Genomic DNA, 24,430 nt, shown 5'->3' on the forward strand with positions numbered 1-24,430 from the left:
TCATAAGAATGCGCCAAAAGCTATTTTTTATTCAAGCGCCCCGGTCGGATCATAAAGACTTAAATCAATTTCCGTCTGCTGACCGAGCGCGAGTTTCGCCAGTTCAGCGCCCAGATACGGCCCGCTCGTCAGCCCTGAGGCGCCCAGCCCGTTGGCAACGAGGAGCCCGCTGATATTCGGCACTTTGCCGATGACGGGAAGAAAACCGGGAGTAAACGGCCTGAAACCGACTCTTGTCTCTATTACAGTACTGTCTGAAAGGCCCGGCGCCACAGTTAATGCTTTGTCAAAAATCTCACGGAGGCCGCCGGCCGTCACCCGCAAATCCATGCCGGTATCGTTTTCATGAGTCGCGCCCGCTATGATTCTGCCGCTGTCAAAGGCGAGAATGTATTGATCGTTTGGGGGCATGACGACGGGCCAGCCGCCCGTATCCTCTCCCTGAAGCTCTAAATGAACGATCTGCGCCTTTTGGTATGATACTGAAAAACGGATGCCGAGCGGTTCAAGCAGCTCTCTCGCCCAAGCGCCGGCCGTTACGAGAACCTGGCCGGCAGTAAGCGTGCGTTCTGCGGTTTTCACACCGATGACGGCACCGCCCTCTGTCAATATTGACGCTTCTTCATTGTAAACAGCCGCGCCGTGCTTAACGGCCGCGTTTAACAGCGCCTTACGAAGCGCCCTCCCGTTCACCCGGGCCGCGCCGCTGACATGAACCGCCCCGTATTCCTCCGACAGCGCGGGAAACAATGCCTTCGTTTCTGCCGGTGTCAGTCTTGTAATGTCACCGATTTCAGGGGCGTCTTCTCTTCTTTTATAAGCTCTTTCCTCCATTTGGCTGAGCTTTTTTTCATCCGTATGGAGGCTGACGGCACCGACCTTTTGATAACCGGTTTCTGTTTCTCCGTCAGCTTCAAGCTGCTGTATCAATCGTTCATAATAACGGGCGCCGCCTTTTGCGATCGCATACCATGCCTGATTGCGCCGCTGCGACAGCCACGGGCAAACGATCCCCGCCGCGGCGTCAGTCGCCTGCCCCGGGTGTTTCCGGTCAATGACCGTTACATCCGCCCCGGCCTTTGCGAGATGATAAGCCGCGGACGCACCGAGAATGCCGGCCCCGATAATCATATAAGACTTCATGTGTAACACCTTTTCTATCTGTTTTGTCTTATTTATTTTAACAAATGGAGCGCCCGGTTCCTACCGGAGTCCTGACGGCAATGATGAGTTTCGAAAACGGAAACGTATAATAAAAGGAATACGTTCTTGTCTGAAAGCCGTTTTCCTCAAGAATTGCTCTGTATTGTGATGTATTTTTTATATCTGACACGGCCAATGTGCCGCCAGGCTTCAGCACCCTCACCATTTCCGCAATCGCCCGTTCCCTCTCTTTTCTGCCTGAAATGTTGTGTACGACAAAATGCGAAATGACAAGGTCAAACGTTTTATCAGGAAACGGCATGTCTTGCGCGAGTCCGTCATACAAATCAATTTCCGGCGCTCCTTCTGCCCGTCTGTTCTTTTCAAATGCGTCTCTCCCGTTTCCGCCCAGATCCCAGCCTGACCATTTGTCAATCGCTGAGACGTCAGCGCCTTTTTGAGCCGCGGCGATGGCTAGCAGCCCCCGTCCCGTCCCAATATCAAGCACCTTCATGTCCGGCTTTAAACCGGAAAGCGCAAGAATGCGGTGGCGGTGTGAAAGTTTAATGGCCGTTGAATACAAGAGCATCCAAAGTCCGAGCACTAAAAACAAGGCGCCCGTCAGCCAGCCCCAGAAAAGAGGAATCATGCCGCATAACGTGCCTGCGGCATAAAGGATCGCAAGCAGGATAAACCCAAAAGCCCCATAAGGCGCATCAATTCCGTATCGTGTTGTCATACCGTCAAGTCCTTTCAATATTTATCCAACTATTATACCATAATATTCAAAATCCGAAAGGAGATACGACCATATGAAACGCGGCATTACTTTTAACATCCCAAATCAATTCGGACGGTTTGCGGCAGATATATTACAACCGTTCCCCATCTCTTCCTATACGTGGTTTATCGGTGATGGAGAGGCGTATACTGAATTCAAAGAAGACACCGATACAGACCTGTTTCCGCAAAATCAGCGCATCATTCAGGGTCAAGAACTCCGTCAGCGTCTGGAAGGAAACCCTTATTATATGATTTTTGCTGAATTGAAAGCTTTCCCGGGCGGGATGGTAACGGAAATCAATACGTATGAGGAATATTTGGAGAGTTCCTCTGAGCTTGTGCTTCTCATTGCAGATTGCTCGTATGTAACGTTATATTGCAAAGATCCGGTTATGTTCGAAGCCCTTTATCAGCAGGCTGTACAATGCGGGTTTCACCGCGTTGACTATGTTACAGATGAGAATGACGCGAGAACGGGATTGTCTGTCTGATGAAGGTGCGTTCTTTTTATGAAGCGCCGGATAGGGCTTAGGATTCAAAATATTGACAAATTCGTGTGTTTTCAACAAAAAAACAACCCCCTCATGTATACTGAGTGCGTAACTTACATATGAAAGGGGTATGGCAATGAAAATCAGCTTGAAGAAAAAAGCAGGTTTTTGGAAGAAGACGGCGGTTTCATCTCTTATTTTCACCATGTTTTTTACCCTGATGATGAGCGGTACGGTTTTTGCGGCCGGGCTGAATAAGGATCAGAAGCGCCGGGCGGAACAGCTGACCAGCATCTTTGAAAACGGAAAGACGGAAATCCAATACGGATATGTTGAAGCGTTGGATGACGGAAGAGGTTACACTTGCGGGCGGGCCGGCTTTACGACGGCTACCGGAGATGCGCTGGAAGTAGTCGAAGTATACACGAAAGCGGTGCCGAATAACAAATTGAAAAAGTATTTGCCTGAATTGCGGCGTCTTGCGAAGGACGAAAGCGATGACATCAGCAATCTGAAAGGATTCGCTTCTGCCTGGCGCTCACTTGGCAATGATAAAGCCTTCCGCGCTGCCCAAGATAAGGTAAATGACAGCTTGTATTATCAGCCGGCGATGAAACGTTCAGAAAATGCCGGACTGAAAACGGCCTTGGCAAAAGCAGTGATGTACGATACGGTGATTCAGCATGGCGACGGCGATGATCCGGACTCCTTTTATGCCCTGATTAAACGCACGAACAAAAAAATGGGCGGGTCACCGAAAGACGGAACTGATGAAAAGAAATGGCTCAATAAATTCTTGGATGTGCGCTATGACGATCTGATGAATCCGTCAGATGAGGACACTCAGGATGAATGGAGAGAATCGGTTGCCCGTGTCGACGTTTTCCGAGATATTGTCAAAGAGAAGAACTACAATTTAAACGGGCCGATTCATGTCCGGTCAAGCGAATACGGTAATTTCACTATTCAATAAACAAAAAAACCCCGCCATATGGCGGGGTTTTACTATTAACCGATGGAACCTTCCATTTCGAATTTAATCAAACGGTTCATTTCAACTGCGTATTCCATCGGAAGTTCTTTTGTGAACGGCTCGATGAAGCCCATAACGATCATTTCTGTTGCTTCTTCTTCAGAAATACCGCGGCTCATCAAGTAGAAAAGCTGTTCTTCAGATACTTTTGATACTTTCGCTTCGTGCTCCAATGAAATGTTGTCGTTCAGGATTTCATTGTAAGGGATTGTATCAGAAGTTGATTTGTTATCCATAATGAGCGTATCACACTCGATGTTTGAACGGGCGCCGTCCGCTTTTCGTCCGAAGTGGACGATACCGCGGTATGTTACTTTTCCGCCCTGTTTGGAAATCGATTTTGATACGATTGTGGATGACGTATTCGGTGCAAGGTGAATCATTTTCGCACCCGCGTCCTGATGCTGTCCTTTGCCCGCAAGAGCGATAGAAAGCGTCATGCCGCGCGCGCCTTCACCTTTCAGAATGACAGCCGGATATTTCATCGTCAATTTAGAACCGATGTTTCCGTCAACCCATTCCATCGTCGCGTTTTCTTCACAAACCGTACGTTTCGTTACTAGGTTGTAAACGTTGTTCGCCCAGTTTTGAATTGTTGTATAACGGCAGTAGCCGCCTTTTTTGACGATGATTTCAACAACCGCGCTGTGAAGCGAGTTTGTTGTGTACACAGGAGCCGTACAGCCCTCTACGTAATGAACGCTTGCTTCTTCGTCAACGATGATCAGCGTACGTTCGAACTGACCCATGTTTTCGGAGTTGATGCGGAAGTAAGCTTGAAGCGGTGTTTCAACCTTCACGCCTTTAGGCACGTAGATGAAAGATCCGCCGGACCAAACAGCTGAGTTCAGCGCCGCAAACTTGTTATCAGTCGGCGGGATAACTTTCGCCCAGTGCTCGCGGAAAATGTCTTCATTTTCTTTCAGCGCGCTGTCTGTGTCTTTGAAGACGATGCCTTGCTCTTCAAGATCTTCTTTCATATTGTGGTACACAACTTCGGATTCGTACTGTGCAGAAACACCGGCAAGGTATTTTTGCTCAGCTTCAGGAATACCGAGTTTGTCGAATGTCTGTTTAATTTCCTCAGGCACTTCATCCCAAGAACGCTCTGAACGCTCAGACGGCTTTACGTAATACGTAATTTCGTCAAAGTTTAAAGAGTTTAAATCCCCGCCCCACTGCGGCATCGGCAAGTTGTAGAAATGCTCAAGAGATTTCAGGCGGAAATCAAGCATCCATTGAGGCTCTTCTTTCATGCGTGAAATTTCTTCTACGATTTCTTTTGTCAATCCGCGCTCTGAACGGAAAATGGAAACGTCCTTATCGTGAAAACCGTACTTGTATTCACCAATTTCAGGCATTTTTTTAGCCATCCATTTTCACTCCAATCTTTTAATTGCCGCCTTTTTCGCCAGCGACTCCTTTTTCAAGTGCTTTCCATGAAAGGGTGGCACATTTAATCCGGGCCGGGAATTTCGAAACGCCTTGAAGGGCTTCAATATCCCCGAGATCTATTGAGTCGTCATACTCTTTCCCTTGCATCATGTCTGAGAAAATCTTAGACATGGAAAGGGCGGTATCAATATCTTTTCCTTTAATCGCCTGCGTCATCATGGAAGCTGAAGCCATGGAGATGGAGCAGCCTTCTCCTTCAAACTTCGCTTCCTGAACGGTATCGCCGTCAAGCTTCATTGTCAGTCTGATCCGGTCGCCGCAAGTCGGGTTGTTCATATCGACGACGATGCTGTCATCCAAAACCCCTTTGTTGCGCGGATTTTTGTAATGATCCATGATCACTTGTCTGTATAATGTATCTAAATTTGCATTAAAAGACATTTGTAAAGTACTCCTTTGTCTTTTGAAGGGCTTCCGCGAGCTTATCGATCTCTTCCTCTGTATTATACAGATAAAAACTCGCTCTCGCAGTAGCAGATACATCCAGCCATTTCATGAGCGGCTGGGCGCAATGATGGCCGGCTCTGACCGCAATGCCCTCAGCATCGAGGACAGTCGCGACATCATGAGGGTGAACCTCATCAAGATTAAATGTCACAAGTCCCGCCCGCTCTTTCGGACCGTATACCGTCACGCCGTCTAGCTGCTCGAAACGGTCAAGCGCATAGGCTGCAAGCTTATGCTCATGCCGGGAAATCTCGTCGAGTCCGATCTCTTCAAGAAAATCAATCGCGGCTCCCAATCCGATCGCGCCTGCGATAATCGGCGTGCCTGCTTCAAATTTCCACGGAAGCTCTTTCCAAGTTGATTCATAAAGCCCTACAAAGTCGATCATCTCGCCGCCAAATTCGGCCGGCTCCATATTCTCAAGCAGTTCTTTCTTGCCGTACAGCACGCCGATTCCCGTCGGGCCGCACATTTTATGGGAAGAAAGCGCGAAGAAGTCGCAATCCAAGTCCTGAACGTCGATTTTCATGTGCGGTGTGCTTTGCGCCCCGTCCACCACGATGACCGCGCCATTGTCATGAGCAATTTTGGCGATCTCTTTAATCGGGTTGATCGTGCCGAGCACGTTTGACACATGAGCGACTGCCACGATCTTCGTATGGCTTGTAACAGTCTGCCGGACGTCGTCCAACGATAGCGTGCCGTCTTCCTGCATCGGGATATATTTTAAAGTCGCGCCGGTTGCTTTGACAGCCTGCTGCCACGGAATGATATTCGCATGATGCTCCATTTGGGTGATGACCACTTCATCACCGGGTTTTAAGCTGGCGCGGGCATAGCTCAGCGCCACCATATTCAGTGAAGTTGTCGTGCCTTTTGTGAAAATGACCTCAGCCATTGACTTCGCATTGATAAACTTACGGACTTTTTCACGCGCACCTTCATAGCCATCTGTCGCTCTCGTGCCAAGAGTATGAACGCCTCTGTGTACATTGGAGTTGTATTTGTTGTAATACTGATCCACTGCTTCAATGACAGCACGCGGCTTCTGGGAAGTCGCCGCGCTGTCAAGGTACACGAGGTCATGTCCGTTCACTTGCTGATGAAGGATCGGGAACTGTTCACGAATATCGGTGATATTCATTATTTTACTTTCCTTTCGATGACGGAGACGAGCTGTTTCTTAACTCCTTCAATCGGAAGCTCTTTTACCACCGGAGCAAGGAATCCGTAAATGACTAAGCGCTCCGCTTCTTCTTTCGGAATTCCGCGGCTCATTAAGTAGTAAAGCTGGATCGGGTCCACACGGCCGACAGATGCCGCATGTCCTGCAGTTACATCGTCTTCATCAATTAAAAGAATCGGGTTTGCATCTCCGCGTGCTTTTTCACTCAGCATCAGAACGCGGGATTCCTGTTCAGCGTTTGCTTTAGACGCGCCGTGCTCGATTTTGCCGATTCCGTTAAAGATGGAAGATGCGGCATCTTTCATGACTCCGTGCTTCAGGATATAGCCTTCAGAAGCCTTACCGAAGTGGATGATCTGCGTCGTAAAGTTTTCCGTCTGTTCTCCTCTTCCGACAACTACGGTTTTCGTATCGCCGTATGTGCCGTCTCCGTAGAGGTTTGTCGTGTTTTCAGAAATCGTGTCGCCGTCGTTCATCAGTCCGAGCGCCCACTCGATTTTGCTGTCGCGTCCGCGCGCGGCTCCGCGGCGGTTGACGTATGTTGTGACGCCTGCTGACAGGTTGTCAACGGCACCGTACGTCACGCTGGCATTATCAGCTGTGACCACTTCACTGATAATGTTGAATACAGCTTCTTTCGGATTCACCGTGCTGATGTAGTTCTCAACGTAAGTGACGGAGCTGTGGTCTTCAGCGACGATCAGCACGTGGTTGAACAATGCCGTGTCATTGCTTTCATGAACGTAAACGGCCTGAACAGGCGTCTCCACCTGAACGTTTTTAGGAACATAAAGGAATGCCCCGCCGTTCATTAATGCTGCATGAAGCGCAGTCAGTTTATGCTCGTCGACCTTAACGCCGTCTTTCATGAAATACTTCTCAACGAGGTCGCTGTGCTCACGGGCAGCCGTTAAGATGTCCGTAAAGATGACGCCTTTATCTTTCAGTTCTTTGGAAAGAGAAAGGAAAGCGGGCGTTTGGTCACGCTGCACATATAACGTTTTGTCTTCGTTTTCGATATCGATCAGCGCTTTTGCTTCATCAGCTAAATCTTCTAAAGAAGCAAGCGGCGCATTTTCTACTGTATGCTTGTTGAACTTTGTAAAGTTCCAATTTGTGATTTTTGTTTTATCAGGCTTAGGCAGCGGCAGATCTTCAGCTTTTTCAAGAGCCTGTAAGCGCAGGTTTTTCAGCCAGGCAGGTTCTTGATGCTTTTCGGAAAAGCCTTTGACATATTCCTGATCTACGGATAGTTTCGTTTCCAATGTCATGATTATCCCCCTAACGCTTACGCTTCTTGGCCTACAGTTTCGTCTTCAATGCCTAGTTCTTGTTTAATCCAGTCATAACCTTCCGCTTCAAGGCGCTGTGCAAGCTCCGCGCCGCCGGATTTCACTACGCGTCCCTGCATCATAACGTGAACGACATCAGGCGTGATGTAGTTCAGAAGGCGCTGGTAGTGAGTGATCATTAAGCAGCCGAAGTTTTCGCTGCGCATTCTGTTAATTCCTTTAGAAACGACTTTAAGCGCATCGATATCAAGACCTGAATCGATCTCGTCAAGAATGGCGATTTTCGGCTCGATCATCATAAGCTGAAGGATTTCGTTGCGTTTTTTCTCCCCGCCTGAGAAACCTTCGTTCAGGTAACGCTGCGCCATTTCAGGGTCCATTTCAAGGAACTCCATGTTTTCGTCCATTTTGCGGATGAATTTCATAAGAGAAATTTCATCGCCTTCTTCACGGCGGGCGTTAATCGCAGAGCGAAGGAAATCGGCATTTGTCACACCGCTGATTTCGCTTGGGTACTGCATTGCAAGGAAAAGACCCGCCTGAGCGCGCTCGTCCACTTCCATTTCCAGTACATCCTTGCCGTCAAGCGTGATGCTGCCTTTTGTAACTTCGTATTTCGGGTGTCCCATAATCGCTGCTGAGAGCGTGGATTTACCGGTACCGTTCGGCCCCATGACAGCGTGGAATTCGCCGCCTTTTATTTCAAGGTTTACACCTTTTAAGATCTCTTTTCCTTCGATTTCAACGTGAAGATCCTTGATCGTTAATGTTGAAGCAGCCATATCTATACCTCCAAAATATATAATCATTATTCTCAATTTATTCTCATTCTAATTTTATAACAAATGAAAAGTAAATACAACTTTTTATATTACCCGGAACATTCCTAAAGTTTATCAAAGATCAAGGCGTAATTAAAGCTGTTTGAAACAGAAAAAGGGCGGAAATCCACCCTTTTTTACTGACCGATTTTCTCATTAAGCTGCGCTGCGAGGAACTTGCTTTTTTGATATTCAAGCTCCCTCTGCCGTTCGACTTCCATCCTTTTTGAAAGACGCCGTCCGTATTCCTCGTAGCCGATGCCGTGTGACTTCTGCATCGCTTTTTCCATTTCAGGCGTATAGTCAAGGTCCAGTCTCTCGTGGCTGGTGCAGATAATGAATCAATCCCTTCATATATTTGTTTCTATTGTAACAATGATCCTCTGCTCCGGCCAAAGAGAGTGTGCCCCTGAATCCTTTCGAATGTGCCGAAAACCGGCGCTCGCTTTATCTGAAAAACGGTATTCACACGATTGCTCTTTCTAATGCGTCGTATGTCCGAATTCCTGAATGCACTGCTGCACGAGGGTCACTCCCTGACTGAGAGCCGCGCCGCCCCCGAATGCCGCCGCGACGCCGATGACCTCAAGGATGTTTTCTTCTGTCGCCCCTTGGTCAAGGCAGCCCTTCGTATGATAAATCATGCAAAATTCATCTTGAGCGCTGATGCTGATGCCCAGAGCGATTAATTGTTTCTCTTTTTCAGTTAATGAATCCGCAGAGAAACACTGTTCAGTAAATTCATTAAACTTCCGCCCCATCATCGGCATTTTTTGCTCGAATATGCCTAAACCTTCTTTATATTGTTTCAATGCGTCATGCACGCTTTTCCCGTTATCCTGGTATTGGGCCACTGCCATTCCCTCCAATCGTTAACTTTCCTTTTTATTATGGACAGTTCTCCGATTAATACCCGAAAAAAACCCCGGATGATTCATCCGGGGTTTTCGCTTTATTCAGATACGGGAAGCACGGCTCCGTCGTATTTTTTCTCAATAAAGTCTTTGATTTTCTTAGAGTGAAGCACTTCCATAAGCGCTTTGATTTTCTCTGATTTTTCGTCACCTTTGCGTACGGCGATGATGTTTGCGTACGGGTTGTTTTTCGTTGATTCCACTTCAATCGCATCTTTTAACGGATTCAGTTTGTTTTGAATCGCATAGTTGACGTTAATGAAGACTGCATCGCCTTCTTCTTCATTATATGCTTTCGCCGTTAATTCAGGGGCGATTTTTTTGAATGTCAGGTTTTTCGGGTTTTTCGTAATGTTTTTCGTAGTGGCTTCAATCGTTTTTACCTTCGGATCAAGTGTGATCAGTCCGGCTTTTTCAAGCATCGCCAGCATACGGCCTTGTTCAGCGACATTGTTCGTCATGATGATGGTCGCGCCTTTAGGCAGGTCTTTCAGTGATTTGTATTTTTTCGTGTAAATTCCGAATGGCTCAAGGTGAACGGCTCCGGCATTCACGAGTTTGTAATCTTTATTTTCTTTCATTTCCTGTTCAAGGTAAGGAACGTGCTGGAAGAAGTTCGCATCCACTTCATTATCAGCTAACGCTTTGTTGTACATTTTGTAATCGTTCAGCACTTTTACTTTTAATGTGTAGCCTTTTTCCTTCAAGAGCGGTTCCGCTTCTTTTAAGATTTCAGCATGCGGTGTTTTTGTCGCGGCGACGACGATTTCCTTTTTATTTGAGCCGTTTGACCCGCAGGCGGCCAAAACTCCCGCGAACACAAGCAGCAGCGCACTTAATACAATCTTTTTCAATGTAAATCCTCCCTTATCTTTTGTCTATTATATTTGTAATTACATCACCGATAATCTGAATGATAAAGACGATGATGAGTATAAATACTGTCGCTACAAACGTTACATCCGTATTATTGGACTGGTAGCCTTCTACATATGCAAGGTTTCCGAGTCCGCCTGAACCGATGGCGCCGGCAATGGCGGTAGATCCGATCAGGGCGATGGCCGTAACGGTGATGCCTGAAATTAACGCAGGCATTGATTCAGGAATCAGCACTTTGAAGATAATCGTCGATGTCTTTGCTCCCATTGATCTGGCAGCTTCGATGACTCCTTTATCGACTTCCCGGAGCGCAATTTCCGCAAGACGGGCGTAAAACGGCGCGGAGCCGATAATCAGCGCCGGCAATGCGGCGTTCGGTCCTAAAATCGATCCGACCAAAATCTTAGTAAAGCCGAGAAGCAGAATAATTAAAATAAGAAACGGAATAGACCTGAAAATATTAACGACCGCCGCAATCACGGTGTTAATGATTTTATTTTCCCATAAGCTTCCCTTGCCCGTTAAAAAGAGCAGAAGACCGAGAATCGCTCCGATGATAAATGAAAAAACTAATGCGATGACCGTCATATAAAGGGTCTCGTATGTGGCCGTCCACAGCTCGGTTATATCAACGTTCGGGAACCATTTTTCAAACATTTGTGATCACCTCTGCTTCTACCTGTTTGTCTTTGATGAACCGGATCACGTTTTCTACTTCTTTTTCCTGACCGTCAATATGAATGAATAAAGAACCGTAGGCTCCGTCCTTCGTCTGTGAAATTTTCCCCTGCAGAATATTGACGTCCACATCAAAGTTTCGGATCATTTCCGTAATGAGGGGCTGCTCGGCGGCCTGCCCGACAAATGAAAGCTGAATCGTTTTTCCTGTCGCTGTTTCCTGCAGAAAATGCTGGATGGTTTCTTTCGTCTCCTCCGGTTCTGTCACCTGCTGAACGAAACGCTTAGTCATCGGTTCGCGCGGGTTTCTGAAAACTTGGAGTACTTCGCCTTCTTCAACGACTTTCCCGTTTTCCATGACGGCGACTCTGTTGCAGATTTTTCGGATGACGTGCATTTCATGGGTAATGAGCACGATCGTCAGACCGAGTCTGTCATTTATATCGGATAAAAGATCCAAAATTGAATCGGTCGTCTGCGGATCGAGCGCTGATGTCGCTTCATCGCACAGAAGGACTTTCGGATTATTGGCGAGCGCCCGGGCGATGCCGACACGCTGCTTTTGACCGCCGCTCAGCTGCGACGGATAAGATTTTTCTTTCCCCTCTAATCCGACCAGTTTAATCAATTCATCAGCGCGGCGGACCCGTTCGCTTTTTTTCACGCCGGCGATTTCCAGCGGGAACATAATGTTCTCCCGGACGGTGCGCGACCACAAAAGGTTAAAATGCTGGAAGATCATGCTGATTTCCTGGCGCGCTTTTCTCAGCCCGCGGCTGCTTACTTTATTTAATTCCGTCCCCGCGACTTCCACGGTTCCCGACGTCGGCTTTTCAAGGCCGTTCAGGAGACGGATTAAGGAACTTTTACCAGCTCCGCTATATCCTATAATTCCAAATATTTCGCCCTTTTTGATATCAAGAGTGACATCTTGGACAGCATTGACATCCCCATGCTTCGCTTTGTAAATTTTTGAAACATTTTGAAGATGGATCAAAGCAATCACCCGCCTTACACTATTCTAAGAAATCTTCCGGGTTTCTCCGCAAAAGAAAAGCCTTTCTGCAAAATGAGCAGAAAGGCTTATTGAAAAAGGCCTTTCTCTCATCTTTCAAAGCAGACCGCTTCGAGTGAATTGGCACCATTTCAACATCGTTGATGGTTGCCGGGCTTCATAGGGCACTTCCCTCCACCTCTCTTGATAAGAGAAAACATATCGTATTTTCGTCCGGAAATTCTTACTGTAGAATAGCACGGCGAATGATAAAAAGTCAATAAAATAAATATTGGAAGCTATTGTCACATAGTAGATTGGCAGTTTAAGGCCGTTTACTGATCGCCTGAAAAAATCCGTTTGTCAGCCAGAGGATGGCCTCCAGCTTCAGCAGAGCTCTGAATGATCCTTTCACTTTGAGTTTTCCGCTTTGGATAAGCTTTTGCAAAGAGACATCACCATGAAGGAGATGGATGATTTCCGTCTGGTTTCCGTAGAAGGTCAAATTAGATTTTTCCTTTGAAACCGACGTTTTTCTCATTTCTCCCTGTCCGTTAATTGAGACCGTTAAGGCTTCTGTTTCTCCTTGGAATGTAATCAGCAGAGTTGAGGCGTTTAATAGCGGTTTCAAAAACAGATGCTGTCCGTCATTCTCTGAAACTTCTATTTTCTCCACTCGTATAACCTCCCGTTTAATGGCCATACATACACTTTCTCTTTTTAACGGACAGAACCCTTTATAAACCGCACGACATTTTCCTGTAAATATTGTCACATCGGGAACGTTTGCGATGTTTTTTGTTTAATCAGCTCATATAAATAGGAAACGGAGCGGAAGGCGTATCCTTTCTCAACAAGCTCTCCGCCTTTAAACAGCAAAAAGCACGGAACGCTTTCAATCTGATAGGCTTTGGCGAATGCGGGGGAATAATTCACGTTGTTTTTATAGAAGGCGGCGCCGGGCAGCATTTCTTCAACGACAGTAAGCATTTTGGACGCCAGCTGGCATGTGCCGCAAAACGGGGTGTACAAATACAGGAGATAAACGTCATCCTGAATCGATTCGAGTTCATTTTCTTGGAGTTCTTTCATGGTTACCACCTCAGGTCGTTCTTTTTCAAAAATACAGTGTCAGCATCAAAGCCGGCTCTGATCAGCACAGATGCGAGATGATGGCCCGGGCATGACTCGACTTGCCTGTATGTTCTGTCTATATAAATATGGCGCGCTTCGGGAAGCTCCCGTTTCAGCTGTTTTCTTAATTTTTCTCCGGAGTCATCTGCGTCCGTTAAAATATAGACGTCTCTGTCAAACAGGCGGTCCGCCAAATCTTCCAGTTCGGTTTGGCCGATCGTTCCGTTAGTACAGACGATTTCCGCGGGTTCGATGAGCACTTCCCTGACTTTGATTTTATCAGATTTTCCTTCTACGATAATGACCTTTTCATCTCCGTTGTACATAAGCGCGTCACCTGCCGATTGTTTTAGCGTCAGATTGAAAAAGAAGGCAGTGAAATTCACCGCCAACTGTTAACACCAGCCATTCTCATAATCGCAATCGACATATTTCGGATCGCTGCCGTTTATGACATCGGCTGTTTTATAAAATTTTTGATTTTCAAATGAAAAGCCCTGTTTGAGCTCGTACTGGTCCATGCCTGTCATCTCGCCGATGGCTTCATTTTCATGAAACAAGGAAAACCGGCCGTTTTGAAAGCGGCCCGTAACGTTCTCCGTCACATCGACCTTTTGTTTATCAAAAGCCATTTTAGACACCTCCCGTTACAGATAGAATGTCCAAATGGCCCCTTTGCTATCCGATCAGTCTTCCTGTGTCATTTCGTCATATTGCTCGGAAGTCATGAGGTTTTCGATTTCTTCAGCATCAGCCGGTTCCACGACGATCATCCACGCTTTTTCATACGGAGACTCGTTTACGAATTCAGGACTGTCATCAAGGTCTTCGTTCACTTCCGTCACCGTTCCGTTAATCGGTGCGTACAGTTCGGATACGGTTTTGACGGATTCCACGCTGCCGAATGGCTCGTCCGCTTTAATTTCGGCGCCGACTTCCGGAAGCTCGACAAAGACGATGTCGCCAAGTTCGGCTTGCGCGAAATGTGTAATCCCGATGCGGGCTTTTCCGTCCTCAACTTTGACCCATTCGTGCTCTTTGGAATAACGCATATCTTTCGGTGTGCTCATCTAAATCCCTCCATTTTTTCTTATAATAAGAAGATACCATAATTCTTTGAACCTGGCATTACATCCAATATTTTTCGAATTGGTCTTCTTTAAAGCCGACAGTGACTTTTTCGCCGTCTGTCGTAATCGGGCGTTTCAGGAGCATACCGTCTGATGCCAGGAGTTCGAGCTGTTCATCCTCTGACATATGGTACAGTTTTTCCTTTAAGTTCAGTTCGCGGTATTTCATTCCGCTCGTGTTGAAAAACTTTTTGAGCTCAAGACCGCTCTTTTCATAGAGGTCTTTAATTTCTTCTTTCGACGGAGTTTCCTCCGCGATATGTATTTCGTTTATTTCCTTACCGCGGTCTTCCAGCCATTTTTTCGCATTACGGCACGTTCCGCATTTAGGGTACCAGTAAAAATTTAACGACATCTTCTTCACCCCTTGTAAATGATCGTCGTTATTTTAACACAATCACTTGTAAAAACCTATAACGTTGCTTCATGAAAAAGCGCCCCTGATGAAGGAGCGCTTTCAGCATGTGATCAGACCGTATATTTTTCTTCACGAAAGACGGCGGCTGCCGCTTCACGTTTTTTCTGAATGAGGTTTTTCGGCGTCAGACGCGTCAGTTTGCGCAGCACGGAAAGCATCATGCGGAGGGAATCTCCTTCCTCCATGGCGATCAGTGATTCTTTGGCGTGCGCTTCAATGGTCTGAAGGGCTTCCTGGGCAAAGATTTCCGTATATAACAGCTTCTGCGCGGCTTTTTCGGCACCGTCCGCCGCAATTGCTTTTTCCGTTCTGAGGACGGCAGATTCCAAAGCGTACAGCGCGCTGACAATATCCGCAATGTTCACCATGATTTCCTGCTCGCCTTCGATCTCTTTGCCGTATTTCTGCGCCGCGAGACCCGCTGTCAAGAGGGCGATCTTTTTCGCCTGTCTGACAATGTATTTTTCCTGTTCAAGAGGTTCTGAGCCCGGCTCTTCAGGCATCAGCATCATGAGTTCTTCTTGGAGCGCTTTTGCTTTTTCAAAGAGCGGCAGCTGACCTTTTACGGCTTTTTTCAGGAACGTGCTCGTTACGATCAGGCGGTTGATTTCATTTGTGCCTTCAAAAATTCTGTTGATTCTTGAGTCGCGATAGGCGCGCTCCACTTCATATTCCTGCATAAATCCGTAACCGCCGTGAATTTGAACGCCTTCATCGGCAATGTAATCAAGCGTTTCAGAACCGCACATTTTGTTGAGCGAGCATTCAATCGCGTACTCGGCGATTGACTTCGCGACTTCGCGTCCGTCTTTTTGCTCCTCTTCCGTCAGTCTGCTCATATTATCTTCGAATAAGCCCACTGTTCTGTATACAGAGCTCTCCATGGCGTAAAGCCGAGCTGACATCGTCGCAAGCTTTTCCTGAGTGAGCGTGAAGCTTGAGATCGGCGTTTTAAATTGCCGGCGCTGGTTTGCATAAGAGGCAGACAGCTCAATCACCCGTTTTGAAGCGCCGATTGTGCCGACGGCAAGCTTGTAGCGCCCGATATTCAGAATATTAAAAGCGATGACATGGCCTTTTCCGATTTCGCCGAGAAGGTTTTCTTTCGGGACTTCCGCCTGATCTAAAATCAGCGTTCTTGTCGATGAACCCTTAATCCCCATTTTTTTCTCTTCCGGGCCCGTTGACACGCCCGGATAGTTCTTTTCTACGATAAATGCGGAAAATTTATCTCCGTCCACTTTAGCGTAGACGACAAAGACATCTGCAAAGGCGGAGTTTGTAATCCATTGCTTTTCTCCGTTAAGAATATAGTGTGTGCCCGCTTCATTCAAAACAGCCGTGGTTTTCGCGCCGAGGGCATCTGAACCTGAACCGGGCTCAGTTAAGGCGTATGCCGCGATTCTTTGTCCTGAAGCCAAGTCCGGCAAATAGGTTTTTTTCTGTTCTTCCGTTCCGAAGAACACGATCGGCAATGAGCCGATCCCGACGTGAGCGCCGTAAGACAGCGAAAAGCTGCCGGCACGTGAAAACTTTTCCGTAATGAAGGCTGAACTGATTTTATCCAGGCCGATGCCGCCGTACTCTTCAGGCACGTCTGCTCCGAGGAGGCCGAGATCTCCGGCTTTTCTTAGCAGTCTGACCGAATGCTCGAACTGATGGTTTTCAATTTCATCAATATAAGGAAGCACATCGTTTACGACGTAGTCTTCTGTCGTTTTGCCGATCATTTTATGTTCGTCTGTAAAGTCCTCCGGAGTGAATATTTGATCATATCCCGTCTCTTCAATCAGAAAGCTGCCGCCTTTTTTGACGTTGACCGTTTCCTGTTTCATGCTTCGTTTCCCCCTTGTTTTAAATGAGCTCAAATACGCCGGCAGCGCCCATGCCGCCTCCGATGCACATCGTCACCACGCCGAATTGCTCGTTTCTCCGTTTCATTTCATGAATGAGTGACAGGGTCAGCTTCGTTCCCGTGCATCCGAGCGGATGTCCGAGCGCGATGGCGCCTCCGTTGACGTTCACCTTTTCTTCATCTATCCCAAGCGATCTGATGACTTGAATGGCCTGTGAAGCAAAGGCCTCATTCAATTCAAAAAGTCCGATATCCTGTAATTCGAGTCCGGCAAGCTTGAGCGCCCGCGGAATGGCTTCAATCGGACCGATCCCCATTACCTCAGGCGGAACGCCGCCTACGGCAAACGAACGGAATTTGACAAGCGGCGCCAATCCGAGCGACGATGCTTTTTCGCGATCCATCAGCATGACAGCCGCCGCGCCGTCACTTGTTTGTGAAGAGTTCCCGGCCGTCACGGTTCCCGTTTTAGAAAAAGCCGGACGGAGCTTCGCCAAGACGTCAGCCGATGTGCCGGGACGAACGCCTTCATCTTGAGAAAAGATAAATTGTTTTTTCCGCGGCTTATGGTCATCACCGACTTCTGTCAGCGATACTTCAACCGGCACGATTTCGTCATTGAATTTGCCTTCTTTAAGGGCTTTTGCGGCATTCTGATGGCTGCGGACGGCAAATGCATCCTGGTCTTCTCTGGATACGCCGTACGTTTCGGCGACCTGCTCCGCTGTGTGCCCCATGCTCATGTAATACTCAGGCGCATGCTCCGCCAAAGCGATATTCGGCCGTGTCACATGCCCCATCATCGGAACTTGCGACATGGATTCCGCACCGCCCGCAATGACGGTGTCACCCGCGCCGATCATGATTTTTTCAGCACCGTAAGCGATGGATTGGAGCCCGGAAGAGCAGTAGCGGTTCACCGTAATGGCCGGCACCGTATGAGGAAGCCCCGCCAGTGCACCGATATTCCGCGCCATATTTAATCCTTGTTCGGCTTCAGGTGTTGCACAGCCGATAATTAAGTCATCGATGTTTCCTTCATAGCCGCCTGCCCGTTTCAGCGTTTCTTTTACACAAAGCGCGCCTAAATCATCAGGACGAACGGCTGCAAGCGATCCTTTTTTCGCTTTACCGACCGGGGTTCTCGCACCGGCCACAATGACTGCTTCTCTCATAAACACCCTCCTAGTTCCGTAAAGGTTTGCCTTTGACGAGCATATGCTGCATTCTCGCTTGAGATTTCGCCTCGCCAGCGAGGCTTAAAAAGGCTTCTCTTTCAATCTCGAGTAAATATTCTTCTGAAACCTCCGTGCCGAACGGGACTCTTCCGCCGGCAATGACATGGGCCAGCTTCTTCGCAATCTTCATATCGTGATCGGATAAATAACCCGACCGTCTCATTTGGTCTGCTCCGAGCAGTAATGCCGCACAGCCGGTTTCTCCGGTGACTTTCACTTTTTTGCGGGCAGGCGGGCGGTATCCGCTGTCATATAAGGAAGCAGCCAGCTGTTTCGCATCGTGCAGCAGGTGATCCTGATTCATGCTGACACGGTCTGCCGCGGACAAAATTTGCATATCACGGGCTTCGTGTGCCGAACCGGACACTTTGGCAAGCGCGATTGTTTCGAAGGTTTTAATGGCCGCGTCCATCAGTTCACTTCCGCCGTTCAAATAATTCATGTACAGCTCTTTGTTTCCTCCGCCGCCCGGAATAAGGCCGACGCCGGTTTCAACAAGACCCATATACGATTCGCTCGCCGCCTGAACGCGTGCCGCCGGGAGACAGACTTCCGTGCCGCCGCCGAGTGTCATCCCGAATGGCGCCGCGACAACGGGTTTAGCGCTGTATTTGATGTTCAGCATCGTCTGCTGAAAACGGCGGATGACAAAATCGACTTCCATGAAGTTATCATCCTGAGCTTCCATCAAAATCATCGCAAGGTTTGCCCCCGCGCAGAAATGTCTGCCTTGGTTTCCGATGACAAGTCCTTTATAATTCCGCTCGGTTTCCTCAAGCGCATTGTCAATCATCTGAATAATGTCTAAGCCGATCGCGTTGCTTTTCGTATGAAATTCCAGCAGCGCGACATCATCGCCGAGATCAATCAGACTTGCGCCGCTGTTTTTAGTGATAACGCCTTTTGTTTCTTTTAACGTTTGCAGGCTGATCCGTTTCGGATTTTCTTTCACAGCCCTGTATTGGCCGTCTGAATAGTAAAATGGTGTTCCGTTTTCCTTCATATAAAATGTTTCATGGCCCTGGTCAAGCATTTCTTTCACCCAGCCGGGGATTTCTGCGCCTTCTTCTTCGAGCCGCTCCGCTGATTTTCTGACGCCGATGGCATCCCACATCTCAAACGGTCCGAGCTCCCATCCGAAGCCCCATTTCATGGCGTCATCAATTGCTTTAATATCATCAGCGATCTCACCTAAAAGCCTGGCTGAGTATAAAAGTGTTTGCGATGTGATATTCCAAAGCAGGCGTCCGGCGCGGTCATCGGAATATACAAGCGCTTTCATTTTACCTTTGGCACCCTTTGCCTGTTTGGCGGCTTCTAACGCGGGCGTCTTCATTTTCGAGCGCTCACCGTATGTCATGGTCAGCGGATCAAGTTCATATATTGTTTTACCTTCTTTTTTGTAAAAACCTTGGCCTGATTTGCTGCCCAGCCAATTGTTTTTCAGCATGTCATTCATAAATTCAGGCAGCTTAAACATGTCTTTTTCAGCGCCGTCGGCTTTATCATACACATTTTTTGCCACATGGGCGAAAGTATCAAGCCCCACAACGTCAAGGGTTCTGAAGGTCGCGCTTTTCGGTCTGCCGATCAAAGGCCCGGTCACCGTGTCCACCTCGCCGATGCGGCAGCCGGAAGAAAGCATTTCTCTTACCGTGACCAGCAGGCCGTACGTACCGATGCGGTTGGCGATAAAGTTAGGCGTGTCTTTCGCGATGACGACACCTTTCCCGAGCGTGTTTTCTGCAAATGAAGTCATAAACTCCAGCACGTCAGGATCTGTTTCTTGAATCGGAATGATTTCCAGAAGCTTTAAGTAGCGGGCCGGATTAAAGAAATGGGTTCCTAAGAAATGAGCTTTAAAATCGGCAGATCGGCCTTCCGCCATTTTTGTGACGGAGATACCGGACGTATTGCTCGACACGATGCTTCCCGGTTTCCGGTATTCATCAACGAGTGAGAAAATCTGTTTTTTTACGTCAAGATTTTCGACGACGACTTCAATAATCCAATCAGCATCCTTTAATTGAGCTGCGTCATCTTCCAAATTCCCCGCCGTTATATAGTCGAGATTGGCAGCCGAAGTCAGCGGCGCCGGTTTTTGCTTCAGCAGCTTTTGCATGGCCGATCGGCTCAGCCTGCTGCGGACCTCCGGGCTTTCTAATGTCAGCCCTTTTTTCATCTCATCCTTTGTCAGCTCGTTTGGCACAATATCAAGCAGCAGGACGGGAATTCCGATGTTAGCCAAGTGCGCGGCAATTCCGGACCCCATGACGCCTGATCCGAGAACGGCTGCTTTCTTTATAAACTTGTGCATGAGTCATCCCCCTTGAACTTTGAATGAATAGTCATTCATTTTTTCGGCAAAAAAAATGAAACCCTTTTCTTCTTTCATCTTAAAAGATTTTCAGGATGACTTCAATAGCAAATATGGAATTTTTTTAAATTTTTCGGCTTCCGCATGTTCCATGGCGCGGGCGGGAAACTTAAACCCGGAGGTGAAGGGAATGGTGCGAGGGAGAAAAGATCCGTCTTCTGCCGCAGTGAGCGCGGCCAGCATGAAAGGAAATGCGGGACCGAAGCAAAAATACGGCGGCGGCAAACGGACGAGCCAAAATCAGCAATATAAAAAAGACAACATGGAATAACATGCTGCGGCTGCTTTTTGGAGCAGCCGTTATTTTTTGAAGATCCCTTTCAGCACAAACGCCGCGTTTGCCGGGCGCTCGGCAATTCTTCTCATCAGGTACCCGTACCAATCGGTTCCGTACGGGACATACACCCTCATCCTGTATCCTTCTTCGGCAAGCTCCTTCTGGCGCTCCGTTCTGATGCCGTACAGCATTTGGAATTCAAACTGCTCCCGGGGAATTTGATGTTCGCTGATGAGTGTTTTCGTATAAGAAATGATGTCATCATCATGAGTCGCCACCGCCGTTTCATGGCCGCTCAAAAGCTGCAGCTTAATCAGCTGCTGAAAATGAAGATCGGTTGCTTTTTTATCAGGGAATGCAACGGCCGCCGATTCTTTATAAGCGCCTTTTACAAGCCTGAGCCTCGGCTTGTATGGCATCAGACCGCTGATGTCTTCAGCTGCCCGGTACAAATAAGCCTGAATGACGGTACCGAGCATCGGGAAATCCGGCTTGCACCGCTTATACAGCTCGAGTGTACGGCCGCATCTTGAATAGTCCTCCATATCAATCGTTACAGGCACGCAGCGTTCTTTTGCCTCCGTCAATATGTCTCTGACATGCTGTTCCGCGAGTTTCTCGGAAATATCCAGACCGATGGATGTTAATTTCAGAGACAGCTCACAATCCAGTTGATTCTCGGCAATCGCCCTGATTGCTTTTTTACATTCTTCCGCCGTCCTTTTCGCATCCTTCTCTGAACCCGCATATTCACCTAGATAATCAATCGAAGCCGACAGCCCTTTTTGGTTCAGCCGCTTTACCGTTTTCACAGCTTCCGTGAGTGTTTCCCCTGCAACGAACCTTCCCGCGCCGAAGCGGATTCCGTAAGCCTGGGCGAATTTTGTAAGCATTTTATTTTTCGACAAAAATAAACATATGCTCCGCAGCAAAGATGAACTCCCTCCTTTTTCTTTTATTTGTGTATGAAATCCTGATCGCAGAGAAAGCTAAAAAGAACAGAATTGAAGGAGGCGTTTATATGAACAACCAAGAGCAGCACGGAAACTTGCCGCCTGCCGTCATCTCAACGAAAGACCATTTGTATCTTGAGGACATGCTGAACTGGAATCTGCTTGCCATGAAAAAAGCGCATTTTATGGCGGAACACTGTCAGAATCAGACGTTAAAACAAGAGCTTGATCAGATCGGCCGGATGCATCAGAAGCATTATCAGCACATATTGGACCGCTTGAACCCCGATCAAGGCGGACAGACAACAACAGGCTATATGCAATAGGAGGACAATACATGGAACAGCAAAATCAAAAAATCACGAATCCGCAAACGCCCGTGCCCAATACGGCGCAAATGAATGACAGAGACTTGGTGAATGAGCTGCTGACGACGGAAAAATACATCACGGCTTCATATTGCACAGCCCTGCACGAGTTCAGCCACGAGTCTCTTTATCAAGATATTCAGGCGATTTTCGATGAGTCACAAAAAGCGCAAAGAAGATTATACGATGTGATGTTTCAAAATGGCTGGTATTCCATTGAAGCAGCCGATACCCAAAAGCTTCAGCAATCGTATGAGAAGTTCCGGCAGACCATTCAGCAGCAGTCTCCCTATCAGCAGTAAAACGAAGAAGGATTTGATGTTTTCGACAAGCATCAATCCTTTTTTTATTTTTGCACAAAAAGATTGACTTATCATTAATCCTTATTTATATTTAACTAATGTTAATTATTTTCTCAAGGAACAAGATGAGGAGGAGTTATGAAAAACGCGGATCAATATGTGTCTGACATCCAGAAATCTCTTCAGACGCTGCTGCAAAACATACAGCCTGAAATGGTGGAAAGCATGGCAAAACACGAGGTGACGCCTGCCCAATTATTTGTTTTAGCCAGCCTGAAAAAACACGGGAGCTGCAAAGTTTCCGAAATTGCGGAACGCATGGAGGTAAAGCCGAGCGCAGTGACGCTGATGGCCGACCGCCTCGAGCAAAAAGGACTTATCGTCCGCAAACATAACCAGCAGGACAGACGCGTCATCGACATCAGCCTCACCAAAAAAGGCGAAACAAAATTCGAAGATGTTGTGGAAGGACGGAAAGCGATACTGGCGCGAAACCTGTCCGTTCTGACTGACGATGAACTGATTCAGTCCGTGAACATCATCCGCAAAGTAGCGGAAGCCGCCGAGAAATACGCGGCTGATCAAAAAGAAAACGAATAGAATAGAGGAGCTGCCGAAACATGAGCATTGAAAAGAAAGATCCAAAACGCACATTATTAATAACCGGCTTAATCATCGCCATGTTTTTCTCAGCCCTTGACGGCACCATCGTAGGAACGGCGATTCCTAAAATCGTGGGTGACCTCGGGGGATTAAGCATGATGACGTGGCTGACCACGGCATATCTTTTAACTTCGACGACGATCGTTCCGATTGCGGGGAAACTTGCAGATTTATTGGGACGCCGCGTCGTCTATGTGTCAGGTTTATTGATTTTTATGGGAGCTTCCGCACTGTGCGGAATGGCCGGCAACATGACGGAACTGATTATTTTCCGCGGACTTCAGGGAATCGGCGGCGGTGTCATGATGCCGATGGCTATGATCGTCATCGGGGATTTGTTCACAGGGAAACAGCGTGCCAAGTTCCAAGGGCTTTTCGGGGCGATTTACGGGCTTGCTTCCGTGATCGGCCCGCAAATCGGGGGCTGGATTGTTGACTCATTAAATTGGAAATGGGTTTTCTATATCAACCTGCCTGTCGGAATTTTAGCCGTGATCTTTATCGCAAGAGGACTTCAAGGCAGAAAACAGACCGGGCCGATTAACTTTGACATCGCCGGCATTTTCACAATGATCGTCGGAATCGTCAGCCTCCTCCTCGCGCTCAGCTTCGGAGGAAAGGATTACGCATGGGGCTCTTGGCAGATTCTCGGTCTCTTTGCGCTTGCGCTTGCCGGGATTGTCGGCTTCATTTTCGCTGAAATCAAAGCAAAAGAGCCGATTCTGCCGATGTACCTGTTTAAAAACAGAACGTTTACCGTACTGAATCTGATCGGCTTTTTCATGAGTATCGGCATGTTCGGCGCCGTTACGTTCGTTCCTTTCTTTATGCAGGGAATTATCGGAGTCAGCGCCACCGCGTCCGGCACGATTATGACGCCGATGATGGTATCTATGATTATCACAAGTATTATCGGAGGCCAGTTGGTTTATAAGATCGGTATTAAACCGCAAATCATGATCGGCATGCTGATCATGGCCGTCGGCTTCTTCTTATTAACGACATTGCAGCTGGATACAAGCAAGCTCGCGGCGACGTGCTATATGGCCGTGATCGGTCTGGGAATGGGGCTCGTCATGCCGCTTCTCACACTCGCTCTGCAAGAAACGTTTTCAAAAGAAGAACTGGGTGTTGTGACCTCTTCAAGCCAATTTTTCCGGATGATCGGGGGAACGTTCGGCATTACGGTGCTCGGCGCTGTCATGAATGCCAGATCAGGAAGCCTTTTAACCGACAGACTGGTGCCTTACTTAGACTCACTCCCGAAACAGGCAAGTGCCTTTGCTGCCCAGTTTAAAGGTATGATTGACAAGAATCCTGAAGGGCTGCTTCAATCCTTGTTCAGCCAGGAATCGATTAAGCAGATTCCGGCCGCATTTTCTTCCCATATCGTGCCGGTTTTGAAAACGTCACTGATGGATTCGCTTCACAGCGTGTTTTTCACAGGCCTGGCCTTTATCGCTGCCGGATTGATCCTCACGCTGTTTGTTAAATCAATTAAACTGACAAACAAAAAGACAGGCAAACAAGAAGAAAAGGCGAAAGCCGTTTAACAAAGAAAAATCCCGCGGATGCCGCGGGATTTTTTTATATCATCTG

29 protein-coding genes and 1 riboswitch are annotated in these 24,430 nt (G+C 47.7%); of the genes, 7 read left to right on the forward strand and 22 right to left on the reverse strand.

The window, feature by feature from the left end:
• Positions 1-27: 27 nt before the first annotated feature.
• Positions 28-1,143, reverse strand: coding sequence for an NAD(P)/FAD-dependent oxidoreductase (locus tag J6600_RS15210; RefSeq protein WP_209387568.1), 1,116 nt, complete (start codon positions 1,141-1,143; stop codon positions 28-30).
• A 37-nt stretch (positions 1,144-1,180) separates the two neighbouring features.
• Positions 1,181-1,882 (reverse strand): class I SAM-dependent methyltransferase, encoded by a 702-nt coding sequence (locus tag J6600_RS15215; RefSeq protein WP_209387569.1) that lies wholly within the window; start codon positions 1,880-1,882, stop codon positions 1,181-1,183.
• 73 nt (positions 1,883-1,955) lie between these two features.
• Here J6600_RS15215 and J6600_RS15220 point away from each other — a divergent pair, with 73 nt between their 5' ends.
• Together J6600_RS15220 and csn are read left to right on the forward strand one after the other, a co-directional pair.
• Complete coding sequence (locus J6600_RS15220; protein WP_209387570.1) at positions 1,956-2,417, forward strand: DUF2691 family protein; 462 nt, start codon at positions 1,956-1,958, stop codon at positions 2,415-2,417.
• A 136-nt stretch (positions 2,418-2,553) separates the two neighbouring features.
• Positions 2,554-3,390, forward strand: a complete 837-nt coding sequence (gene csn, locus J6600_RS15225) for a chitosanase (RefSeq protein ID WP_003151879.1) — start codon at positions 2,554-2,556, stop codon at positions 3,388-3,390.
• Positions 3,391-3,425: 35 nt separating this feature from the next.
• On the opposite strand, the gene sufB is transcribed toward csn, so the two are convergent.
• The 19 genes from sufB to J6600_RS15320 form a co-directional block, all read right to left on the reverse strand.
• Complete coding sequence (gene sufB / locus J6600_RS15230) at positions 3,426-4,823, reverse strand: Fe-S cluster assembly protein SufB (protein WP_209387571.1); 1,398 nt, start codon at positions 4,821-4,823, stop codon at positions 3,426-3,428.
• Positions 4,824-4,842: 19 nt separating this feature from the next.
• Complete coding sequence (gene sufU, locus J6600_RS15235) at positions 4,843-5,286, reverse strand: Fe-S cluster assembly sulfur transfer protein SufU (protein WP_003151877.1); 444 nt, start codon at positions 5,284-5,286, stop codon at positions 4,843-4,845.
• Positions 5,276-6,496, reverse strand: coding sequence for a cysteine desulfurase SufS (gene sufS, locus J6600_RS15240; protein ID WP_014418823.1), 1,221 nt, complete (start codon positions 6,494-6,496; stop codon positions 5,276-5,278). The genes sufU and sufS overlap by 11 nt, the downstream gene beginning before the upstream one ends.
• Positions 6,496-7,809, reverse strand: coding sequence for a Fe-S cluster assembly protein SufD (gene sufD, locus J6600_RS15245; RefSeq protein WP_014418824.1), 1,314 nt, complete (start codon positions 7,807-7,809; stop codon positions 6,496-6,498). The genes sufS and sufD overlap by 1 nt, the downstream gene beginning before the upstream one ends.
• A 17-nt stretch (positions 7,810-7,826) precedes the next feature.
• Positions 7,827-8,612 carry a Fe-S cluster assembly ATPase SufC gene (gene sufC, locus J6600_RS15250; protein ID WP_003327022.1) on the reverse strand — a complete coding sequence of 262 codons (786 nt, stop codon included), beginning with the start codon at positions 8,610-8,612 and terminating at the stop codon, positions 7,827-7,829.
• 176 nt (positions 8,613-8,788) lie between these two features.
• Positions 8,789-8,941 (reverse strand): YuzK family famiily protein, encoded by a 153-nt coding sequence (locus J6600_RS15255; RefSeq protein ID WP_003151857.1) that lies wholly within the window; start codon positions 8,939-8,941, stop codon positions 8,789-8,791.
• A 192-nt stretch (positions 8,942-9,133) separates the two neighbouring features.
• On the reverse strand, positions 9,134-9,511 hold the full coding sequence (locus J6600_RS15260; RefSeq protein WP_029973602.1) for a carboxymuconolactone decarboxylase family protein: 378 nt from the start codon (positions 9,509-9,511) through the stop codon (positions 9,134-9,136).
• 92 nt (positions 9,512-9,603) lie between these two features.
• Positions 9,604-10,419, reverse strand: a complete 816-nt coding sequence (gene metQ, locus J6600_RS15265) for a methionine ABC transporter substrate-binding lipoprotein MetQ (RefSeq protein WP_014418825.1) — start codon at positions 10,417-10,419, stop codon at positions 9,604-9,606.
• 13 nt (positions 10,420-10,432) lie between these two features.
• Complete coding sequence (locus tag J6600_RS15270) at positions 10,433-11,101, reverse strand: methionine ABC transporter permease (RefSeq protein ID WP_003151851.1); 669 nt, start codon at positions 11,099-11,101, stop codon at positions 10,433-10,435.
• Positions 11,094-12,119, reverse strand: a complete 1,026-nt coding sequence (metN, locus tag J6600_RS15275) for a methionine ABC transporter ATP-binding protein MetN (RefSeq protein WP_003151850.1) — start codon at positions 12,117-12,119, stop codon at positions 11,094-11,096. Before metN ends, J6600_RS15270 begins: the two co-directional genes overlap by 8 nt.
• Positions 12,120-12,223: 104 nt before the next feature.
• Positions 12,224-12,330: riboswitch (SAM riboswitch) on the reverse strand.
• Between the two features lie 111 nt (positions 12,331-12,441).
• Entirely contained in the window at positions 12,442-12,792 is a 351-nt protein-coding gene (locus tag J6600_RS15280) for an SCP2 sterol-binding domain-containing protein (protein WP_007410085.1), read from the reverse strand.
• A gap of 95 nt (positions 12,793-12,887) precedes the next feature.
• Positions 12,888-13,208, reverse strand: a complete 321-nt coding sequence (locus J6600_RS15285; RefSeq protein ID WP_003151847.1) for a thioredoxin family protein — start codon at positions 13,206-13,208, stop codon at positions 12,888-12,890.
• A gap of 2 nt (positions 13,209-13,210) precedes the next feature.
• Positions 13,211-13,576, reverse strand: coding sequence for a toprim domain-containing protein (locus J6600_RS15290; protein ID WP_007410083.1), 366 nt, complete (start codon positions 13,574-13,576; stop codon positions 13,211-13,213).
• A 69-nt stretch (positions 13,577-13,645) separates the two neighbouring features.
• Positions 13,646-13,882, reverse strand: a complete 237-nt coding sequence (locus J6600_RS15295) for a YusG family protein (protein ID WP_003151845.1) — start codon at positions 13,880-13,882, stop codon at positions 13,646-13,648.
• A 54-nt stretch (positions 13,883-13,936) separates the two neighbouring features.
• Positions 13,937-14,320, reverse strand: coding sequence for a glycine cleavage system protein GcvH (gene gcvH, locus J6600_RS15300; protein WP_003151844.1), 384 nt, complete (start codon positions 14,318-14,320; stop codon positions 13,937-13,939).
• A gap of 58 nt (positions 14,321-14,378) precedes the next feature.
• On the reverse strand, positions 14,379-14,735 hold the full coding sequence (locus J6600_RS15305) for an arsenate reductase family protein (RefSeq protein WP_003151843.1): 357 nt from the start codon (positions 14,733-14,735) through the stop codon (positions 14,379-14,381).
• A 113-nt stretch (positions 14,736-14,848) separates the two neighbouring features.
• Complete coding sequence (locus J6600_RS15310; protein ID WP_209387572.1) at positions 14,849-16,633, reverse strand: acyl-CoA dehydrogenase family protein; 1,785 nt, start codon at positions 16,631-16,633, stop codon at positions 14,849-14,851.
• Positions 16,634-16,652: 19 nt separating this feature from the next.
• A complete protein-coding gene (locus J6600_RS15315; protein ID WP_015418168.1) occupies positions 16,653-17,828 on the reverse strand; it encodes an acetyl-CoA C-acetyltransferase in 1,176 nt (391 codons plus the stop codon).
• A 10-nt stretch (positions 17,829-17,838) separates the two neighbouring features.
• Positions 17,839-20,208 (reverse strand): 3-hydroxyacyl-CoA dehydrogenase/enoyl-CoA hydratase family protein, encoded by a 2,370-nt coding sequence (locus J6600_RS15320; protein ID WP_209387573.1) that lies wholly within the window; start codon positions 20,206-20,208, stop codon positions 17,839-17,841.
• A gap of 190 nt (positions 20,209-20,398) precedes the next feature.
• Between J6600_RS15320 and J6600_RS15325 the strand changes: the two genes are divergently transcribed.
• Entirely contained in the window at positions 20,399-20,539 is a 141-nt protein-coding gene (locus J6600_RS15325; protein WP_003151836.1) for a YuzL family protein, read from the forward strand.
• 29 nt (positions 20,540-20,568) lie between these two features.
• Here the strand turns inward: J6600_RS15325 and J6600_RS15330 are convergent, their stop codons facing one another.
• Entirely contained in the window at positions 20,569-21,477 is a 909-nt protein-coding gene (locus J6600_RS15330; RefSeq protein ID WP_017418958.1) for a proline dehydrogenase family protein, read from the reverse strand.
• An 89-nt stretch (positions 21,478-21,566) separates the two neighbouring features.
• Here J6600_RS15330 and J6600_RS15335 point away from each other — a divergent pair, with 89 nt between their 5' ends.
• The 4 genes from J6600_RS15335 (at position 21,567) to J6600_RS15350 (ending at position 24,384) form a co-directional block, all read left to right on the forward strand.
• Positions 21,567-21,824, forward strand: coding sequence for a hypothetical protein (locus J6600_RS15335; RefSeq protein WP_061862549.1), 258 nt, complete (start codon positions 21,567-21,569; stop codon positions 21,822-21,824).
• Between the two features lie 11 nt (positions 21,825-21,835).
• Positions 21,836-22,168, forward strand: coding sequence for a spore coat protein (locus tag J6600_RS15340; protein ID WP_017418957.1), 333 nt, complete (start codon positions 21,836-21,838; stop codon positions 22,166-22,168).
• A 138-nt stretch (positions 22,169-22,306) separates the two neighbouring features.
• Positions 22,307-22,768: a MarR family winged helix-turn-helix transcriptional regulator gene (locus J6600_RS15345; protein WP_003151828.1), complete on the forward strand. Its 462-nt coding sequence runs from the start codon at positions 22,307-22,309 to the stop codon at positions 22,766-22,768.
• A gap of 20 nt (positions 22,769-22,788) precedes the next feature.
• Entirely contained in the window at positions 22,789-24,384 is a 1,596-nt protein-coding gene (locus tag J6600_RS15350) for an MDR family MFS transporter (RefSeq protein ID WP_095270523.1), read from the forward strand.
• Positions 24,385-24,430: the final 46 nt, after the last annotated feature.

Origin of the sequence: Bacillus sp. LJBV19 (genome assembly GCF_017797845.1) — a bacterium.
GTDB lineage: Bacteria > Bacillota > Bacilli > Bacillales > Bacillaceae > Bacillus > Bacillus velezensis.

What these genes read in the sequence shown, in the direction of transcription:
- J6600_RS15220 (WP_209387570.1), top strand. Translation starts at nt 1,956, where the DNA reads ATGAAACGCGGCATTACTTTTAACATCCCAAATCAATTCGGACGGTTT.
- J6600_RS15345 (WP_003151828.1), top strand. Translation starts at nt 22,307, where the DNA reads ATGAAAAACGCGGATCAATATGTGTCTGACATCCAGAAATCTCTTCAG.
- J6600_RS15210 (WP_209387568.1), bottom strand. Translation starts at nt 1,143, where the DNA reads ATGAAGTCTTATATGATTATCGGGGCCGGCATTCTCGGTGCGTCCGCG.
- J6600_RS15350 (WP_095270523.1), top strand. Translation starts at nt 22,789, where the DNA reads ATGAGCATTGAAAAGAAAGATCCAAAACGCACATTATTAATAACCGGC.
- J6600_RS15290 (WP_007410083.1), bottom strand. Translation starts at nt 13,576, where the DNA reads ATGTACAACGGAGATGAAAAGGTCATTATCGTAGAAGGAAAATCTGAT.
- J6600_RS15340 (WP_017418957.1), top strand. Translation starts at nt 21,836, where the DNA reads ATGGAACAGCAAAATCAAAAAATCACGAATCCGCAAACGCCCGTGCCC.
- sufB (WP_209387571.1), bottom strand. Translation starts at nt 4,823, where the DNA reads ATGGCTAAAAAAATGCCTGAAATTGGTGAATACAAGTACGGTTTTCAC.
- J6600_RS15285 (WP_003151847.1), bottom strand. Translation starts at nt 13,208, where the DNA reads ATGAAAGAACTCCAAGAAAATGAACTCGAATCGATTCAGGATGACGTT.
- J6600_RS15255 (WP_003151857.1), bottom strand. Translation starts at nt 8,941, where the DNA reads ATGGAAAAAGCGATGCAGAAGTCACACGGCATCGGCTACGAGGAATAC.
- csn (WP_003151879.1), top strand. Translation starts at nt 2,554, where the DNA reads ATGAAAATCAGCTTGAAGAAAAAAGCAGGTTTTTGGAAGAAGACGGCG.
- sufU (WP_003151877.1), bottom strand. Translation starts at nt 5,286, where the DNA reads ATGTCTTTTAATGCAAATTTAGATACATTATACAGACAAGTGATCATG.
- gcvH (WP_003151844.1), bottom strand. Translation starts at nt 14,320, where the DNA reads ATGAGCACACCGAAAGATATGCGTTATTCCAAAGAGCACGAATGGGTC.
- sufC (WP_003327022.1), bottom strand. Translation starts at nt 8,612, where the DNA reads ATGGCTGCTTCAACATTAACGATCAAGGATCTTCACGTTGAAATCGAA.
- J6600_RS15335 (WP_061862549.1), top strand. Translation starts at nt 21,567, where the DNA reads ATGAACAACCAAGAGCAGCACGGAAACTTGCCGCCTGCCGTCATCTCA.
- J6600_RS15295 (WP_003151845.1), bottom strand. Translation starts at nt 13,882, where the DNA reads ATGGCTTTTGATAAACAAAAGGTCGATGTGACGGAGAACGTTACGGGC.
- J6600_RS15310 (WP_209387572.1), bottom strand. Translation starts at nt 16,633, where the DNA reads ATGAAACAGGAAACGGTCAACGTCAAAAAAGGCGGCAGCTTTCTGATT.
- J6600_RS15325 (WP_003151836.1), top strand. Translation starts at nt 20,399, where the DNA reads ATGGTGCGAGGGAGAAAAGATCCGTCTTCTGCCGCAGTGAGCGCGGCC.
- J6600_RS15215 (WP_209387569.1), bottom strand. Translation starts at nt 1,882, where the DNA reads ATGACAACACGATACGGAATTGATGCGCCTTATGGGGCTTTTGGGTTT.
- J6600_RS15305 (WP_003151843.1), bottom strand. Translation starts at nt 14,735, where the DNA reads ATGTCGTTAAATTTTTACTGGTACCCTAAATGCGGAACGTGCCGTAAT.
- J6600_RS15270 (WP_003151851.1), bottom strand. Translation starts at nt 11,101, where the DNA reads ATGTTTGAAAAATGGTTCCCGAACGTTGATATAACCGAGCTGTGGACG.
- J6600_RS15260 (WP_029973602.1), bottom strand. Translation starts at nt 9,511, where the DNA reads ATGGCAGTGGCCCAATACCAGGATAACGGGAAAAGCGTGCATGACGCA.
- sufD (WP_014418824.1), bottom strand. Translation starts at nt 7,809, where the DNA reads ATGACATTGGAAACGAAACTATCCGTAGATCAGGAATATGTCAAAGGC.
- sufS (WP_014418823.1), bottom strand. Translation starts at nt 6,496, where the DNA reads ATGAATATCACCGATATTCGTGAACAGTTCCCGATCCTTCATCAGCAA.
- J6600_RS15320 (WP_209387573.1), bottom strand. Translation starts at nt 20,208, where the DNA reads ATGCACAAGTTTATAAAGAAAGCAGCCGTTCTCGGATCAGGCGTCATG.
- J6600_RS15315 (WP_015418168.1), bottom strand. Translation starts at nt 17,828, where the DNA reads ATGAGAGAAGCAGTCATTGTGGCCGGTGCGAGAACCCCGGTCGGTAAA.